This is a genomic window from Lactobacillus sp. M0390 (assembly GCF_016102085.1).
Lineage (GTDB): Bacteria > Bacillota > Bacilli > Lactobacillales > Lactobacillaceae > Lactobacillus > Lactobacillus apis.
Genome location: NZ_JACFPH010000001.1, coordinates 201,721 through 219,055 on the forward strand (window position 1 = coordinate 201,721; position 17,335 = coordinate 219,055).

General features: G+C 35.6%; 17 protein-coding genes. 16 read left to right on the top strand and 1 reads right to left on the bottom strand.

Annotated elements, in window-relative coordinates; all coding sequences use genetic code 11:
• Positions 1 to 2: 2 nt before the first annotated feature.
• Positions 3 to 1,442, bottom strand: a complete 1,440-nt coding sequence (locus H3R25_RS00940; protein ID WP_198193879.1) for an APC family permease — start codon at positions 1,440 to 1,442, stop codon at positions 3 to 5.
• A 162-nt stretch (positions 1,443 to 1,604) separates the two neighbouring features.
• Between H3R25_RS00940 and H3R25_RS00945 the strand changes: the two genes are divergently transcribed.
• The 16 genes from H3R25_RS00945 to H3R25_RS01020 all read left to right on the top strand — a co-directional run bounded on the left by H3R25_RS00945 (position 1,605) and on the right by H3R25_RS01020 (position 17,138).
• Positions 1,605 to 3,131: an SH3-like domain-containing protein gene (locus H3R25_RS00945; protein ID WP_198193880.1), complete on the top strand. Its 1,527-nt coding sequence runs from the start codon at positions 1,605 to 1,607 to the stop codon at positions 3,129 to 3,131.
• 152 nt (positions 3,132 to 3,283) lie between these two features.
• Entirely contained in the window at positions 3,284 to 3,988 is a 705-nt protein-coding gene (locus tag H3R25_RS00950) for a lantibiotic protection ABC transporter ATP-binding subunit (RefSeq protein WP_198188848.1), read from the top strand.
• On the top strand, positions 3,981 to 4,709 hold the full coding sequence (locus tag H3R25_RS00955) for a hypothetical protein (RefSeq protein ID WP_198193881.1): 729 nt from the start codon (positions 3,981 to 3,983) through the stop codon (positions 4,707 to 4,709). Before H3R25_RS00950 ends, H3R25_RS00955 begins: the two co-directional genes overlap by 8 nt.
• Positions 4,702 to 5,433, top strand: a complete 732-nt coding sequence (locus tag H3R25_RS00960; RefSeq protein WP_198188846.1) for an ABC transporter permease — start codon at positions 4,702 to 4,704, stop codon at positions 5,431 to 5,433. The genes H3R25_RS00955 and H3R25_RS00960 overlap by 8 nt, the downstream gene beginning before the upstream one ends.
• 273 nt (positions 5,434 to 5,706) lie before the next feature.
• A complete protein-coding gene (argF, locus tag H3R25_RS00965; RefSeq protein WP_198193882.1) occupies positions 5,707 to 6,735 on the top strand; it encodes an ornithine carbamoyltransferase in 1,029 nt (342 codons plus the stop codon).
• A gap of 427 nt (positions 6,736 to 7,162) precedes the next feature.
• Positions 7,163 to 8,194, top strand: a complete 1,032-nt coding sequence (locus tag H3R25_RS00970) for a sugar-binding transcriptional regulator (protein WP_046306514.1) — start codon at positions 7,163 to 7,165, stop codon at positions 8,192 to 8,194.
• A gap of 52 nt (positions 8,195 to 8,246) precedes the next feature.
• On the top strand, positions 8,247 to 9,263 hold the full coding sequence (gap, locus tag H3R25_RS00975) for a type I glyceraldehyde-3-phosphate dehydrogenase (RefSeq protein WP_046306516.1): 1,017 nt from the start codon (positions 8,247 to 8,249) through the stop codon (positions 9,261 to 9,263).
• 103 nt (positions 9,264 to 9,366) lie between these two features.
• A complete protein-coding gene (gene pgk / locus H3R25_RS00980) occupies positions 9,367 to 10,578 on the top strand; it encodes a phosphoglycerate kinase (protein WP_046306517.1) in 1,212 nt (403 codons plus the stop codon).
• 24 nt (positions 10,579 to 10,602) lie between these two features.
• Positions 10,603 to 11,358: a triose-phosphate isomerase gene (gene tpiA, locus H3R25_RS00985; RefSeq protein ID WP_198193884.1), complete on the top strand. Its 756-nt coding sequence runs from the start codon at positions 10,603 to 10,605 to the stop codon at positions 11,356 to 11,358.
• Positions 11,359 to 11,543: 185 nt separating this feature from the next.
• On the top strand, positions 11,544 to 12,014 hold the full coding sequence (locus H3R25_RS00990) for an SLAP domain-containing protein (protein WP_198193886.1): 471 nt from the start codon (positions 11,544 to 11,546) through the stop codon (positions 12,012 to 12,014).
• A gap of 14 nt (positions 12,015 to 12,028) precedes the next feature.
• Positions 12,029 to 12,610: a hypothetical protein gene (locus H3R25_RS00995; protein ID WP_198193888.1), complete on the top strand. Its 582-nt coding sequence runs from the start codon at positions 12,029 to 12,031 to the stop codon at positions 12,608 to 12,610.
• Between the two features lie 194 nt (positions 12,611 to 12,804).
• Positions 12,805 to 13,416, top strand: a complete 612-nt coding sequence (locus H3R25_RS01000) for a hypothetical protein (RefSeq protein ID WP_198193890.1) — start codon at positions 12,805 to 12,807, stop codon at positions 13,414 to 13,416.
• 67 nt (positions 13,417 to 13,483) lie between these two features.
• A complete protein-coding gene (locus H3R25_RS01005) occupies positions 13,484 to 14,059 on the top strand; it encodes a GDSL-type esterase/lipase family protein (protein ID WP_198193892.1) in 576 nt (191 codons plus the stop codon).
• Between the two features lie 92 nt (positions 14,060 to 14,151).
• A complete protein-coding gene (locus H3R25_RS01010; RefSeq protein WP_198193894.1) occupies positions 14,152 to 15,006 on the top strand; it encodes an aldo/keto reductase in 855 nt (284 codons plus the stop codon).
• 12 nt (positions 15,007 to 15,018) lie between these two features.
• On the top strand, positions 15,019 to 15,414 hold the full coding sequence (locus H3R25_RS01015; protein ID WP_074425549.1) for a MerR family transcriptional regulator: 396 nt from the start codon (positions 15,019 to 15,021) through the stop codon (positions 15,412 to 15,414).
• 155 nt (positions 15,415 to 15,569) lie between these two features.
• Positions 15,570 to 17,138, top strand: coding sequence for an ABC transporter ATP-binding protein (locus H3R25_RS01020; protein WP_198193896.1), 1,569 nt, complete (start codon positions 15,570 to 15,572; stop codon positions 17,136 to 17,138).
• Positions 17,139 to 17,335 lie beyond the last annotated feature (197 nt).

The following is a 17,335-nucleotide window of genomic DNA, read 5'->3' on the forward strand; positions in this document are numbered from 1 at the left end:
ATTTACTGTTCTTTAGCATCTTGATGGTGCTTAATCGTTGGTAAAATCATACCAAGTAAGAATAAAACAATTGGGGTAGCAATGTTCAAGCATAATGTAAATGGATCATCAGAGTACATTCCCATTAAGCAACATGCAACTGTAACAATTAATCCCCAAACACCAAGCGTATATGCAAGCCATTGATGCTTAGTCATTTCGTAGTTTTGGCCATTGTGGAACTTAGCTGCTTGCTTACGTAATGCAATGTAAGCAATGAATACCCATAAATAACGCATTGGCATCACGATAGAGTTTAATTTAACCAGTTGAGCCATGACTGCTTGAGCATTTGGCATGATAGCTTGTAAAACAATTAGACCACCAGATAAGCAAACAACCATCCAAATACCATTGATGTAGGCACCATGCTTGTTAACTTTCAATAGCTTCTTAGGGATATAATCTTTAGCTTCCTTACTACCTAATAGGATACGTAATGGAGCATCGATACTGATTACTAAAGCTGAGAATTGTCCAATAACGTTGCACCAAGCATAAATGTACATGAACAATCCACCAACACCGTAGTATTGGCCCAATTTAGCAAAGGCCATGTAAGGTCCGTTAGAGATGTATTCGTTTAAATTAGCGTTAACAACCTTAGGATCAAACATCATTGCCAAAGCAATTGTTCCTAAAATTGCGGAAATCATGACCATTCCAGCTAAACCTAACATTGATTTAGGGAAGTTACGAGAAGGATCTTTCAACTTATTTACATATGGTGAAATCTTTTCAGCTCCACCAACTGCGAATACTAAAATTGATAATGAAGTAAAGTACTTGAGGTTAAAGTCAGGTACAAAATTCTTCCAGTTCCAGCTGATATTATTAAAACCCGCGTGAGGATTGATCATAGGTGCTGCATACATCATGATAATGAATAAAATTGACATGATGAACATTGATGAACCAGCAATCGTTGACAAAGTCTTAATAACTGGCACACCACGACTAGCAACCCAGCAGAAGAATAAAAAGACAGCAAGAGTTGCTAATTGAGTCCAAGTAGTAGGTAAACTGTCATACCAAGTAGTATTGCCAAAAATACCCCATGACATACCTCTTAAGCCACCAGTACCTTTACTTGAGATATAAACGACATGAACAGCCCAGAAAGTCCAACCAGCATAGTATGCCCATTTTGGACCGATTGTAGCATTAATCCATGATGAGACCCCACCTTCGGAGTTTTGAAAGACAGAGCCGAGCTCACCAACCATTAATGCATAAGGGATGAAAAACAGAAGGAAAATAATAATCCAACTGAGAATAACTTTTGTTCCATCAAAATAAATGAACCCATTAACAACATTACCAAAGCTCCAAACAATAGAGAAAGCCATAGTTGCTAGGGTGGGCCACATCATTTTTTTGGAATTTTCTTGCAATGTTTCCATAACCTAGTTCTCCTTACAGAAAAAAATAATAACTTTGATATTGTAACGCAGAGGATTATAAAAATCTAATTTTTGTTAGAATCCTAAAAATACGCTATTGATTTAACTTTTTAAAAGTGTGAAACTATCTATATATGTTTTATTAGGAGGGTAAAGAATTTAATGAAGAAAAAGTTTATAAGTAAGTTGCTAGTTGCCTGCTCAATTATGGTAACTGGCTTATTTGTCGGGAGTAACACAACTGAAGTAAATGCCAAGAGCTACCACAAAGCTGTGACTAAAATTGCTGGCAATGGTAACTATGCTATTTACCATAAGGCAAGCAAAAAAGGTCCATCAGGTAAATTTACTTCAACTAAGTATTTTAAGCATGCTCAAATTCAATCAAAGCAATCGCTTGATACTAAAAAGGGTAAGTTTTGGAAAATTATTGTTGATGGACGTACAGTTGGCTGGGTCAGCCAAGACTTTTTTGCAAGAAACAAAATTGCAGTTGTTTCTAAAGTAAGCCTAGTACAAAATCCTAGTTTTTCATTTGATACAAGAGATGCAATTAACTATGCTACAAACAGTGAAGGGACAGCTGTTAACGCAAATAAAGTTAAAGTTTCAACGTCTAGTGTTAGTTCCGCTACCCCTGGCGCTACAACAGTTAATTACAGCTACGGCAATGCAAAGGCAAATACAGTAGTAACTGTTCGTGCTGACAAAAATGAAGGTATAACTAGAGCTTCTATTACGCCTAAAAATGGTCCTAAAGAAGTTTCTACTTGGAAGGGCAGTTCAAAATCTAGTTCAAGAAATTGGAATGCAGCTCATCACTTTACTTTCGAAACTAGACCGAATACTTTTAAATCAAATGGCTTAACTCTTAAAACTAAGTTTTTCCAACCTCGTTTTGTCAGTTTAGATTACAACAAGGCAGCTGATAAAATGGGACAAGTTGGAGTAATACCAGAAGGAATAACTGTACGCGGTTCCAACTTTACAGTTGCTGTCTTCAATTCAAGTAGTGATCAATACGGTCACTTGGTTTCATATGATTTAAACCATGTTAGCAAGTATGGCGCCCAGAATTTACCAGGCTTAAAATGGTCAACTTTCAAAAAATATGCATCACATATTAAAGTCAGTCCATACATTAAACTTGGACACGGACAAGCAATCGGCTCTTCAGCAAATTATATTTATGTAATTGCTAATGATAACAAGATGAAGAATTCCACTGCTTCTGAAGAAATTTATCAAATTCGTAAGTCAGATATGATGGTTAACCAAATTTGGAGCTTCAGAATTTGGAGTGGTTCATCACCAAGATACATTCACAATGCAACATTCCCTGATGATAACACGATGTATTGCTTATTCCATAATGGTGGCAACAACCGTTATGAATACTGGAAAGTAACACGGACTGGTGATTCTTGGGTACCAGAAGAAGTTGGTGCAACCAAGGGTAACTTTGTCAGCAACCATTCACCTGTTCAAGGATTTACTTATGATCCATCGCATGACCAATTCTACGTTGGCTTTAACGACTACATTTTCAAAGTGGCCAAAGACGGAACTTACAAGAAGACGCATCATTTCAACGTAAAACGTGAGCTTGAGGGTCTGTCTATTTCCGGCAATAAGATTTACGCTGAATTTGCTCAACGTGGTGAATTAACGGTCGGTAAGACTAAATAAAATGAATTAAAAACAGTTTTCCGAAAGGAAGACTGTTTTTGTTTTAGTCCGGATTAATAAAAAATTGACTATCCTTATAAAGTTTGCATATTATTTTAATTATTATATAATTTCATTTATAGTATTTTTAAAATAGTTTAAGGAAGGTCCCTATGCAAAACATACTAGAAACAACTAACTTAACTAAAAAGTTCAAAAATCAAGTTGCACTTGATCATGTTAATATACATGTACCTGCCAATCAGGTTTATTGCTTGCTTGGACCAAATGGAGCCGGTAAGACGACACTGATGAAAATTTTAACTGGAATGATTTCAGCCACAGAAGGATTGATTTCCTTTGCTGGACATGAATGGTCTAGAAAAGATCTTGCGTCTATCGGTTCGTTGATTGAGAATGCACCGTTATATGGCAACCTAACTGCAAGAGAAAATTTGCAGGTCATTTGTAATTTGCGAGGCGTAGATACTAATGAAATAGATAATATTTTAGCAACAGTGGGTATGGATCAAACTGGAAAGAAACTTGCTAAAAATTTTTCTTTAGGGATGAAAGAACGATTGGGAATTGGGCTAGCCTTAGTTGGTAGTCCTAAGCTATTGATTTTAGACGAGCCAACAAACGGACTTGATCCACTAGGAATTCAACAATTACGTAACCTGATTGCTGAATTTAAAAAGAAAGATATCACAATTATTATTTCAAGTCACATGTTATCAGAAGTTGAGCATTTAGCAGATAACATTGGAATTATCGGAAACGGTAAACTTCTCTTAGAAAAGCCGATAGATCATCAGGAAAACTTGGAAGAACTGTTTAATAGTACGTTGATGAAAGCTGGTGTTACAGGTGCTTAAAGCTCTATCAATAGAAACTCTTAAAACTAAAAGAACTCTTGTTAGACAATTAATCTGGGTTTTTCCATTCTTAGTAGCAATTGTCACTTTTCTATTATTTGCAGCAGCTGGCTATGTGGCTCAAAGCATAATTAATCAGTGGAGTTGTATTTGGTTTCCATTATTTTTAGCACTAATCACTGGGCTAAATGATCGCCATGAAAAAAATAGTACTGAATATAAAATGATTCTGAGCTCACCGGATGACTTATTTAGTTATGAGTTAGGTAGAATACTTCATGGGTCTCTGGAAGGCCTGATTACTTCCCTTGTCCTAGTTATTTTGGTTTGCGTACTTTCATTTGTGACAGTCACTAGTGTTTCAGTCTCCTCAATAGTTTTGGCGATTTTGGGATTATGGCTTGTGAATTTATGGCAAGTACCTTTATATACATGGATTAGTCGTTTGACGAATATGTATGTTACAGTGCTTATTGCGGCTATCGGAGTTTTTATTGGCATAGAAATTAATGAATATGCTTGGGGGAAAATTTGGCCATTTACTTGGTCTGAAATTTTCCCAATTTCTCTAATTAAGATTAAAATAAATGGTCTCCCGATAGCAAATACTTCAGGCTTATCGAATAATTACTGGACGATTGGAGCAGCACTTGTTTTATTTGTGATTTTAAGTTACTTGGGTGCTAGATCATTTAGAAATCAGGTAAAGAAGAATGATTAATAAAATATTTAAAGCCGAAAACGAAAAATTAAAGCGTAGTTTTTTATTATACATGCATCTATTTGTGCTACTTATTTTCCCGCTAATTATGGGACTTTACTATGGAAGTAAGAAGAATTTTGTTAATTCCCAAACCATGGTTATAAGTTTTTATGAAATATTAGCAATTGTTTCTCCTTTAGTCATTAGCGTTGTGGTTTGTCTTGTTTTTGATAGAGAAGAAAAAGCTGGCGGCTGCAAAAATTGGTTGTCCAATCCTATAGGGAAGGGCAAAACTATAATGACGCAATTGCTGTACTATTGGCTGTGGTATTTTGTTGAAATAGTAGGGACAAGTATTTTTTACTATTTGATTCTAAAATATGGGTTCCGTGTAACGGGTATCTCCTTCTTAAAGCTTCTTCTAACAAGCATTGCTTTTGCTCTTTTTGGCTTTTTGCAATACGCAATTGCTCAATTAATTGTACTTAAATGGAACGTTGGGGGAGCAATGATTTTAGGATTCTTTGGATCCGTAATTTCTGCTTTAAGCATTACAGTTATCTTCGACTTTATTTGGCCGATTGTACCCTGGTCATGGCAAATTTATTTGATTGCTTTTTGGCAGAAAGAAATGAGTCTTGGCTCCCAAAAAGTCATAGGATTATTGATGCTAATTCCACTCTTCTTAACAGTTATATTTAGCCTGTTGATTGAAAAGGCATATAGAAACTGGCAACACTAAAAGTTCTAAGTTGAATCATTGCATGCCTGACATAAATATAAAAATTAGAGGAGTGCATTATAATTTAGATGAGGACTAACTTTCGATTTTTAATCGAAGTTAGTCCTTTTTGTTTAAAAATAGATATTAAGATGCTAAAGTATGTGAGTAATTTTGCTATGTATGACAATGTTTAAGACTTTTTATAATTTTAATAAAATAATTTTTCAAAGGAAAGATATCAGTTATCATCTTAATTTGATAAAACCAATTATTTTGATTAAGGAGAACCTTTTGACTAAAAGAGATTTTATTGATAGCTGTAATTTTTCACAAGTTGAAATGCAATATATGGCCGAACTGGGCTTGAAGCTAAAAGCGGCAATTGAGCACGGATATTATCCACCATTACTAAAGGGCAAGAGTTTGGGGATGATTTTCGATCAATCCTCAACAAGAACGCGCTGCTCTGCTGAAGCTGCAATGACTGAATTAGGTGGCCATGCATTATATTTAGCACCTGGTCAAATTCAATTAGGCGAGGGTGGTCATGAAGGATTAGCGGATACCAGTCGTGCTCTAGGAGACTTGCTCGATATTATTGGAGTTAGAACGGCTAGCCAAGAAGATGTTGAAGAGATAGCTCAAAATTCTCGGGTACCTGTTGTTAACTTTATGACCGATGATGATCATCCTACTCAAGCATTAGGTGATTTGATTACCATTAAGGAGTATTTGCCTGAAGGTAAGAAACTATCTGAAGTAAAGCTTGTTTTTGTCGGGGATGCTACGCAAATAGCTGTTTCAGCAATTTATCTGTGTGCGCAAATGGGTATGCAATTTGTGCAATATGGCCCTAAAGCTAAGCAAATGCCAAAGAAAATAGTAGAAAAAGCACAAAAAATTGCTGACAAAACAGGTGGTACAATCACTTTATCTGAAGATGAAGCAGTTTTAAAAAACGCAGACTTCATTTATACGGATGTTTGGTACGGCTTATATGACCAAGAGCTGAATAAAGATGAATACATGAAGATCTTTTATCCTAGATATCAAGTTAATGACGAGTTGATTGCAAAAACGGAAAATCCAAATGTTAAATTTATGCACTGCTTGCCTGCTAATAGGGGTGAGGAGGTCAGTGCTTCTGTTCTTGAAGGTGAAAAATCAATCGCTTGGGAGCAAGCAGCCAATAAAAAAGCTGCTATGCGTGCAGTGTTTGTTTATTTGCTTAATGCCAACTTTGCTACAGACGCTGATTCAATTAAGATTGCTAGTCGGTATCAAAATGAATTGCAAGAAATACTAGAACAAAGACCGTAAAAGCAAAAAGAGCTAAATGACAACAATTCATTTAGCTCTTTTATTGTTTAATTATGGGTCCCCTGAGAGTCGAACTCAGATTTTAAGAACCGGAATCTTACGTGCGATCCATTACACTAAGGACCCAATTAGCACTTGAACAAGTATAGCAGAAAAAAGCAAAAAATTGAATTCTTTTTATTCTAAAAGCTAAGCAGGACTCAGTTATTACTTAAAACTAAGGAAAAAGCAGTTAAATTATTAAGACTTTCTAATCGGTTCATTTTTGCTTGAATTATTTTTGGGTGGTTGATATACTATAGATGTCGATTGAGGAATGAAGAATTTAATTGATATAAGTTCACGTTTCTCTTATATTTTTAGACAATCTGGGACAAAAAATGACAATAGCTAGGTCAAAAATGTCCCAGGAGAAGGAGAGAAGTCGATGTACTCGGAAATTCCTGTGCTAGAAGCTCTCGTTCCTGACATTTTAAAAGTTTTTCGACAAAGATATCTTGTTCTAGAGCAGATATCACTTAAAGCCCCAATTGGGCGTAGAAGTGTTGCTCAGTCTTTAGGACTTTCTGAAAGGAACGTTCGAACTGAAACGGAGTATCTTCGCGATCTCGGCTTAATCGAGATTAAAAGCTTTGGAATGTTTATGACAGAAAAAGGTCAGAAGATGTTGCAGGATGCAGCGCCGGTGATTGATCGACTATTCAATGCACGTGAGACTGAGGTTGATTTAGCTCGTAAACTTGGAATTGAACGGACGATTATTGTTCCTGGCGATAGTGACTTGCAAGAACTTGTTTATGAGCGAATGGGTGAAGAACTCAATTCAGCTCTTGACTTGCTTTTGCCTCTAGGACACTCAATTATCACTGTTTTAGGTGGAGCTGCACTTGCGAAGTCAGCAAAAAATTTGTCTAGAAATTTAGGTAAGAATCGGCAATTAGAATTTGTACCTGGTAGAGGTGCCCTGGGTGAAAATGTTGCGATTCAAAGCAATACAATTGTTCAGGAGATGGCACTGAAAACAGGTGGTAAATATAGAACTTTATATTTACCTGAGCAGGTTTCTACAGAAGCCTATAAGTCACTGATTCGTGAATCAACTGTTGCTGATGTGCTTGAAGATATTTCAAAAACTGATGTTGTCATTCATGGAATAGGGCTAGCTCAAGATATGGCGCGGCGCAGAGGATACGATTCGGTTCGTTTGTCTGAGTTGCGTGAAAAAAAGGTCGTTACCGAATGTTTTGGGTGTTTTTTCGATAGCGATGGTAAGATTGTCGACCGCGTGCATCAGGTTGGCTTGCAGTTCGAAAATCTGAACAAAATACCTCACATATTTGCCTTTGCTTGTGGTGGCAGAAAAGCCAAAGCAATCAAAGCTTATATGCCTAATGCTCCTCATCAAACCTGGTTAATTACTGATGAGGGAGCCTCAAAGAAGATTTTAAAGGAGAAATAATTCTCATTTAAAATAAAAAGATGTTTATAGTTCTTAAGGAGGACTTTAGAATATGACAGTTAAAATTGGTATTAACGGCTTTGGCCGTATTGGTCGTTTAGCATTCCGTCGAATCATGGATTTGGGCGAAAAGTCAAAGGATATCGAAGTTGTTGCTATTAACGACTTGACTACTCCAGCACTTTTAGCACACTTATTGAAGTATGACTCAACTCATGGTACTTTCAACCACGAAGTTTCAGCTACTGATGATTCAATCGTTGTAGATGGTAAGAAGTACCGTGTATACGCAGAACCACAAGCTCAAAACATTCCATGGGTTAAGAACGATGGTGTTGACTTTGTTCTTGAATGTACTGGTTTCTACACTAGCAAGGCTAAGTCACAAGCTCACCTTGACGCTGGTGCAAAGAGAGTCTTAATTTCAGCACCTGCTGGTAACGACTTGAAGACTATTGTTTACTCAGTAAACGATGATACTTTAGATGCAAGCGACACAATCGTATCTGCTGGTTCATGTACTACTAACTCATTGGCACCAATGGTTGACGCTTTGCAAAAAGAATTTGGTGTTAAGGTAGCTACTATGACTACTATCCACGCTTACACTTCAACTCAAATGCTTTTGGATGGACCTGTTCGTGGTGGTAACAAGCGTGCTGCTCGTGCTGCTGCAGTTAACATTATTCCTCACTCAACTGGTGCTGCTAAGGCTATTGGTCTTGTTGTTCCAGAATTGAACGGTAAAGTTAACGGTCACGCACAACGTGTACCAGTTACTGATGGTTCATTGACTGAATTAGTTTCAATCCTTGACAAGAAGGTAACTGCTGACGAAGTTAACTCAGCATTGAAGAAATACGAAAGCCCATCATTTGCATACAACGATGATGAAATCGTTTCAAGTGATGTTGTAGGTATGACTGCTGGTTCAATCTTTGACCCAACTCAAACTATGGTAACCACTGCCGGTGACAACCAATTAGTTAAGACTGTTGCTTGGTACGACAATGAATACTCATTCACTTGCCAAATGGTTCGTACTTTGTTGAAATTTGCTACTCTTTAATCTGTAAATTAGATTACTGAATAAGTAGTAAAGAGAAGGCGGAGGGAAATTCTTCCTTCCGCCTTTTTTTCAAGAAAAATAATTAAGTTATCGGAGGATATAGATGGCTAAATTAATCGTTTCAGACGTTGATGTTAAAGATAAAAAGGTATTAGTTCGTGTTGACTTTAATGTTCCTATTAAAGATGGCGTGATTGGTGACGACAACAGAATCGTTGCTGCACTTCCAACTATTAACTACATTATCGACAATGGTGGTAAGGCAATCTTACTAAGTCACTTAGGTCGTATTAAGTCAGATGCAGATAAGAAGGACTTATCACTTAAGCCAATCGCTGATCGTTTGAGTGAGTTATTGAAGAAACCTGTTACCTTTGTTCCTGAAAATGAAGGTAAAGAAGTTGAAGATGCTATTAACAACATGCAAGATGGCGATGTTGTTGTTCTTGAAAACACTCGTTTCCAAGATATCGACAACGACTTTGGCAAGCGTGAAAGCAAAAACGATCCTAAGCTTGGTGAATACTGGGCATCATTAGGTGACGTTTACGTTAACGATGCCTTTGGTACTGCACATAGAAGCCATGCTTCAAATGTTGGAATTGCTGAAGCAATGAAGAAAGCTGGTAAGCCTGCTGCAGCTGGTTTCCTAATGGAAAAGGAAATCAAGTTCTTAGGTGATGCTGTTGCAAATCCAGTTCACCCATTTGTTACTATCTTAGGTGGTGCAAAGGTTTCTGATAAGATTGACGTTATCACTAACTTGATTCCTAAGTCTGACCACATCTTGATCGGTGGTGGTATGGCTTATACTTTCTTAGCAGCACAAGGTCATGAAATTGGTAAGTCATTATTTGAACCAGATAAGGTTGACTTGGCTAAAGAATTGCTTGAAAAAGCAGATGGTAAGATTGTTTTACCAGTAGATAACTTGGCTGCAACTGAATTCTCAAATGATGCTGCCCGTAAAGTTGTTGGTGACGACATTCCTGAAAACATGATGGGTCTTGATATTGGTCCTAAGACTGTTGAAAAGTTCAAGGACATCTTGAAAGATGCTAAGACTGTTGTTTGGAATGGACCAATGGGTGCATTTGAAATGCCTAACTTCGCTGAAGGTACTCTAGAAGTTGGTAAAGCATTAGCTGATTTGACTGACGCTACTACTATTATCGGTGGTGGTGACTCAACAGCAGCTGCTAAGCAATTAGGTATTGCTCCTAAGATTACTCACATCTCAACTGGTGGTGGAGCTTCATTGGAATACCTTGAAGGTAAAGAATTGCCAGGAATTGCCTGCATTTCAGACAAATAAGCTATCAGAAAGGACAATAATTAAATGCGTACACCAATTATTGCTGGTAACTGGAAACTAAACATGAACCCAGAACAAACTGCTGAGTTCGTAGCTTCTATTAAAAATGAGTTACCAGAATCAAGTAAAGTAGAATCAGTAATTTGTGCTCCAGCCGTTGACCTTGATGCATTGAAAAAGGCTGCTGAAAGTTCAGAATTACATGTAGGTGCAGAAAATGCCTACTTCGAAACTGAAGGTGCTTTTACTGGTGAAACTTCTCCTAAAGTTCTTAACGAAATGGGAATCGATTACTGCATTATTGGTCACTCAGAGCGTCGTGAATACTTCCACGAAACTGATGAAGATATTAACAAGAAAGCTAAAGTTTTATTTGCTAATAACGTAACTCCAATCGTTTGCTGTGGTGAATCACTTGAAACTCGTGAAGCTAATAAGCAAGAAGAATGGGTAGTTGGCCAAATTAAAGCTGATTTGGATGGTTTAACTGCTGAACAAGTTTCAAACCTTGTTATTGCTTATGAACCAATTTGGGCAATCGGAACTGGTAAGACTGCTAGTTCAGAGCAAGCAGAAGAAATGTGCAAGACAATCCGTGAGACTGTCAAGGACTTGTACGATGATGAAACTGCTGAAAATGTTCGTATCCAATATGGTGGTTCAGTTAACCCAGCTAATGTTAAAGAATTGATGGGTAAGCCAAATATTGATGGAGGTTTAGTTGGTGGTGCATCACTTAAACCTGATTCATATTTAGCTTTGGTAAATTACCAAGACTAATTTTAACTGTATAAATGAAAAATCCTCTGCTATTTGCAGAGGATTTTTTTGTTTATCAAAAATTTAATACCAAGATTATTACTATAAGGTGAGCAAACTACAAGTTGTTTTTTGTAAAATCATGTATTAAAATTTAATATATTAGATAAAATAGTCATTAAATTAATGATCGTTAGGAGAAAATAATGAAACTAAATAAGTTTAATTTAAGTTTGTTTTTAAGCACCTTACTTTTATTTTTTATAAGTCTTGGTTCGACAACTACAGTTTTTGCATCAGAAAATAGTAATACAGCTGTTGTTGCAAAAAAGTCCACGATCTACGTGCCAGATGAAAAACTATCTGCATATGTGCGTACAAAAGGAAGGGTAGAAAAAGGAACAAAAGTAAGTTTACTTTCTTCTATAATTTCAAACGGCCGTAGTTTTGATGAAATTTCAGATGGTAAGTTTATTCTGGCTACTAACCTAAAAGGTAAGAGCCGCAAATTAAAGAAAGATGCGTATGTTATTTTTCCAGATGGTGGGAAATTAAAAAAGTTAAAAAAACATACGAGAGTAATGACATATGGACTACCAGTCACAGGCTATTTAGATAAAAAGTACTATACGGAAAAAAGTGGAAGGTTTATCAAAAAGTCAGCTTTTATTAAATAAGAAGGGAAAGAATATTGAATAAACAAATAAAGAACAGCAAAATAAAGATACTTATTGCTATAACTACATCTTTGGCTCTTGGATTATTTGTAGGAAAAAGTAATGATAGTAACTTCTTCAATACAAACGCAGTTGTTCAAGCAGCTCATGTAAAAGGTAATTTAGGAAAACTGACTACACCGAAGAAGATGCGCGGGACCTGGTATGGCAAAGCTTTTGATATGAATTATAAATCAAACACAATTGATAAATTGAGAGTAAAAGCGCATAAAATCGGTTCTGATGAATTACATAGGCAAGATACTAATGCTAAGGGAATTAAGAATACTAAGCAAACCAGAAATTGGGTAAGGGCTTTTTACCCTGTAACTTTTAAAAAGGACAAAAACATAAAATATATCTCGATGTTTCCTTGGTTTAGTCCTGTTGCATCAGGTAGGAGTTTAGGTTTATATCATTACAAAGGACATCGCGTTTTAATTGAAAGAACTACATCTTCTTATAGAATAACTAACGTTTATTGGCGTTCGGCTAAGTTAGCTAGAATGTATGGTGGGACAAAGCCAAAAGAGTTAAAAACATTTGCTCAATGGTAAATTATTTTTGTGTCAGTTTTTCTTATGTTTAAAACGAAAAGTCTCTGCTATTTGCAGAGGCTTTTTACTTGGAATTGTTTTAGTTAGCAGGAATAATATATATAATTATATATTTAAATCACAAAAGACACTTTTATTGTTGAAAATAACTGATATAATATTAAATTATCTCAGGTTCTCAGGAGGCCGAAAAAATGAAAAGTAAGAAGATTTTAACAATGCTTGCAGCCGCAACAGTTGTTTTAACTACTGCTACACCAGCGCTAGTAAATCAACCAGCTCAAGTTCAAGCTGCCACTGTTAAGAAAAATAAATATGGTTTTAACAAACTATATACTTTCCCCAAAACTTGGCGTGGTAAGTGGTACAGCACCAACAATTTGACACCTAATCCAATGAATATTCAAAAGAATTCATTCGATGCGCCATGGGCAAATGACCATGTTAAGGCTGTTGAAGTTGGAACAGTTAAGGGAACGAAAAAGTACCCTTGGCAAATGTCCAGAACTTGGAAGTCAAAGAACGCTGATTTATTTGCTAAGTATGCAAGAGTAACAACTAAGACAATGAACGGCGACAAGTGGACAATTGTGAGTCCAGTCGATGAAAAGTCAACTAAGATGGGTTATGCTTTTACTGTAAAAACTGAAGTGATTGATGGAAAGAAAGAATCTGTTTTATTCCAATCACATCCTCAAGTGGGTGAAGTTACTAACCAATACTTCAGAACTGAAGAATTGGCTAAAAAATATGCTGCTCATGAATTCAAGAATATGAAGTATAGTAAAGTAAATCCTAGAAATTAAAATAGACTGTAGTTACAATTTAACTGTAACTACAGTTTTTTATTAGTTTTAATTGGAGAAGCTTCAAATGAAATTGCTTTTAACAGGTGATAGCATCATTGCTAGAAAAGAAGGCTTGAAAGAGCCACGACTTGACTACACTTTAAAGAAGAAAGATTCTAATATAGGGACGATTAATACCGCAGTACCAGGAATTAACTCAGGTGCATTTTTTGCTTTGATTTCTGACCTTGTCCTTAAGATAGACCACTGTGATAAGTTGATTCTATTACTTGGAACAAACGATTTGGCACTGCATAAAAAGGTTCCATTGGAGCAGTTTAAGCAAAACATGGCATTAATTATTTCCAGCATCGTTTGCTTATATTATCCAAATAATTTCATAATGATTTCTCCGCCTGCAGTTGATGAGCATAAACAGGAAAAGCGAATTAATAATGATGTTGCTGCTTATACAGCAGAATTGGAACAAGTAGCAAATAACTATAAAATACATTTTATTAACCTCTTTGAAAAAATGGTTAAGCAAGGAAGCTTAACAACTCTTTGTCAAGGCCAATTAGATGATGGTTTACATTTTGGTGCTGCAGGGTATGAGCTATTGGCTGACTTGATTATTAAAGAACTTGATAATAATAGCTAAAATTGACAATAAATAGTAGATTTAACCTTGCTATGGAGTTAACTCTAATGTTTATACTAACTCTAACAAAAGAATTTTTGGGAGAGTTAAAAATGGAGAAAATAACATTAAATAATGGGGTAGAGATGCCCCTTTTAGGGTTCGGTGCTTTTCAAATTACTGATTTAACCTTAGCTGAACAGGTAGTAGAAGATGCAATTAGATCAGGGTATCGCTTAATTGATACAGCCTCTTCATATGGCAACGAAGAGGCGATAGGACAAGCAATAAAAAATAGTGAAGTTGATCGTGCTGATATATTTGCTACAACAAAACTATGGGTATCGGACACCGGTTATGAAGCAACAAAGAGAGCAATTTTAACTTCTTTAAAGAAACTTCAGTTAGACTATTTAGATTTATATTTAATTCATCAACCGTATGGCGATGTTTACGGCTCTTGGCGAGCAATGGAAGAAGCATATCAAGCAGGTACAATTAGAGCAATTGGTGTTTCGAATTTTACAGCAGACCGTGTTTTGGATTTAGAGCTATACAATAAGATTTGTCCCACTGTTGATCAAATTGAAGTTAATCCTTGGATGCAACAAAAAGATGATGTTCCTTTTTTGCAGGAGCGCAATATTCAACCGGAAGCATGGGCTCCATTTGCTGAAGGAAAGCAGCAAATATTTACTAATTCACTGATTGCTGAAATTGGACAGAAGTATCATAAGACCGCAGGGCAAGTTATTCTACGCTGGCTACTTCAAAGAAAGATTGTTGTGATTCCAAAATCAGTTCATCATGATAGAATAGTTGAAAACAGCCAAGTCTTTGATTTTGAATTGACTCAAGCAGAAATGGCACAAATTAAAACACTAGATGAAAATAAAAGTCAGTTTTTTGATCATCGGGATCCAGCAGCTGTTCAAAATATCCATGATCTAGTACGAAATGTTGATTAAGGAAATAAAAGTTTGAATATCAATGAAGTGAGCAAAAAGTTTGGTTTACCAAAAGATACATTAAGATATTGGGAAAAAGAAGGATTAATACCTGCGATAAAGCGTGATCAAAATGGTTATCGCGTTTATAGTGAATACGATCAAAACTGGATTTTTTATATTTTAGTTTTGCGTAAGGCTGGGATGCCGGTTAAAAAGCTGAAGCAATTTGTTGCACTATATTTGCATGAACCACAAACCAGAAAAAAGCGTCGTGAATTATTAGAAATGCAACGTGACGAACTAATAAAGCAAACACATGATATTCAAAAGACAATTAACTATCTAACTTATAAAATTGATCATTTTGATGACCAACTTCTGACATTCGAAAATGAAAAGCTAGCATATGAGAAAAAGGTTGATTAATTAGCAAAAGACATTACCCCTGTAGCCCGGTAATGTCTTTTGCTATCTTCTTGAAGTTTAAACTGAACATAAACAAGCATTTTTTACTAATTGACAGAATAAGTGAATAATATTAGAGTTAAATGAAAAAGTTGATTGTATATAGGAGGCACAACATGCACAAATATCTTAAGCAACATTTATTTTCTGTCGGGTGTGCCTGCTTATTGTTGTTAACCAATTCATTCCTGCAAGTTTTTGCTGCTACCAAAATGGCAGATTTAGCTAATGCTTTAATTGCGAAGAATATAAATCTTTTTGGTCAACTACTGATGCTGATTTTTTTACTATGGTTTATTTCTTTTATTATTTCCTTTTTTGAAAGCTATATTGAAGAAAGTGCAACTCAAGACATTTTAACTGATATTAGAAATGATATTGCAACAGCGCTAACTGAAATGCCAGAGAGTGATTTTCAGAATAATCCAGTGGACTATTACGAATCGTATTTGCAAAATGATGTTAATCTCATTCAAAGAGAAGGTGTAAACACCTTTTTCAGGATTGTTCGCTTCAGTGGCAATGCAATTTTTGCTTTAATTGCATTATATCTATATAGTCCAATTTTGTTCATTACTGCTATTTTTTTAGTAGTTTTAATTGTATTAGTACCTCGGCTTTGTAAAAAATACCTTAGTAATGGAGTGGAAGAGATATCTAAAGCTAACGAAAAATTTCTTAAGTATACTAGCAGTGGATTACACGGTTATGAGACTCTCTTTGTTTTTAATGCCCTGTCAGAGATAAAAAAGCTCGTTGATACGGGCTCTAGTATATTGAAGAAAGCAAATGTTCATAACACTATTAGGAGATCGATTGTCGACATTATTACTAGTGTAGTAAATATTGGTAGTCAGCTAATTATTTTAGGAATTACTGGATTTTTACATTTCAAGGGTGTTTTGAGTGCTGGAGCCATTTTGTCGACAGCAGAATTAGCAACAAAAGTCTTTGATTCAGCTGGAATAATTAATCGCTATTTAGCTCAATTACTTTCAACTTCAGGTATTTTTGCAAAATTTTCTAAGCTGAAAAATCTTGTTATTCCAAGTAATCAAAAGTTTGATCTGGCATCCTTTCCAATGCAATTTAAGACACTGGAATTTAGAGATGTGTCGTTTTCATATCCTGGTTCTAGAACAACAATATTAAGTCATTTTTCTTATGCCTTTATTAGGGATAGTTTTTATAAACTAAATGGTGATTCTGGTAGGGGAAAATCAACATTGCTTAAGTTAGCAACTGGTCAGCTCAAACCAAATTCTGGTGAAATTCTTTTAAATGGAATTAATATTAATCAAATCCCACAAGAAGTCATAAACGAGTTGATTATATACTTACCTCAAAAGGTTACAATTTTCCCTTACTCAATTAACTATAATATTTCATTAGGAAGAAAAGTTGATTTGGAAAAATTAGCCTCAGTAAAAGAAAAGTTTGGAATTGATGATTCATGGCAATACAATTCTCTTTCTGGAGGACAGAAACAACGAGTTGCATTAGCTCGTCTCATTGATTCTACTAACAAGCTTGTTTTACTTGATGAAAGTTTTTCAAGCATTGATTTGAAATCGTCGCAGGATTTACTTCAAATGTTTTTGAAAGATTGTAAAACGATAATTTTAGTTTCTCATCGAAATAATGAAATTGGCGATTTTCCAGTTAAAAATCTCACTTTAAAGTAAAAGCTGGAACAAATGATTTAGCAAAAAAGAAGATTTCTGGGCTATTTGCTGCAGGAAATGTAACTATACCAATATCTGGAATTTCAGAAGCAATACATTCAGCTCAAATCACGGGATTCTATATAGAACGTTTACTAAGGAAAAGTACTATTGCTAATCCAAGCGTTAGGTTTCTTTTTCCCCGAGAGGTCAACTGT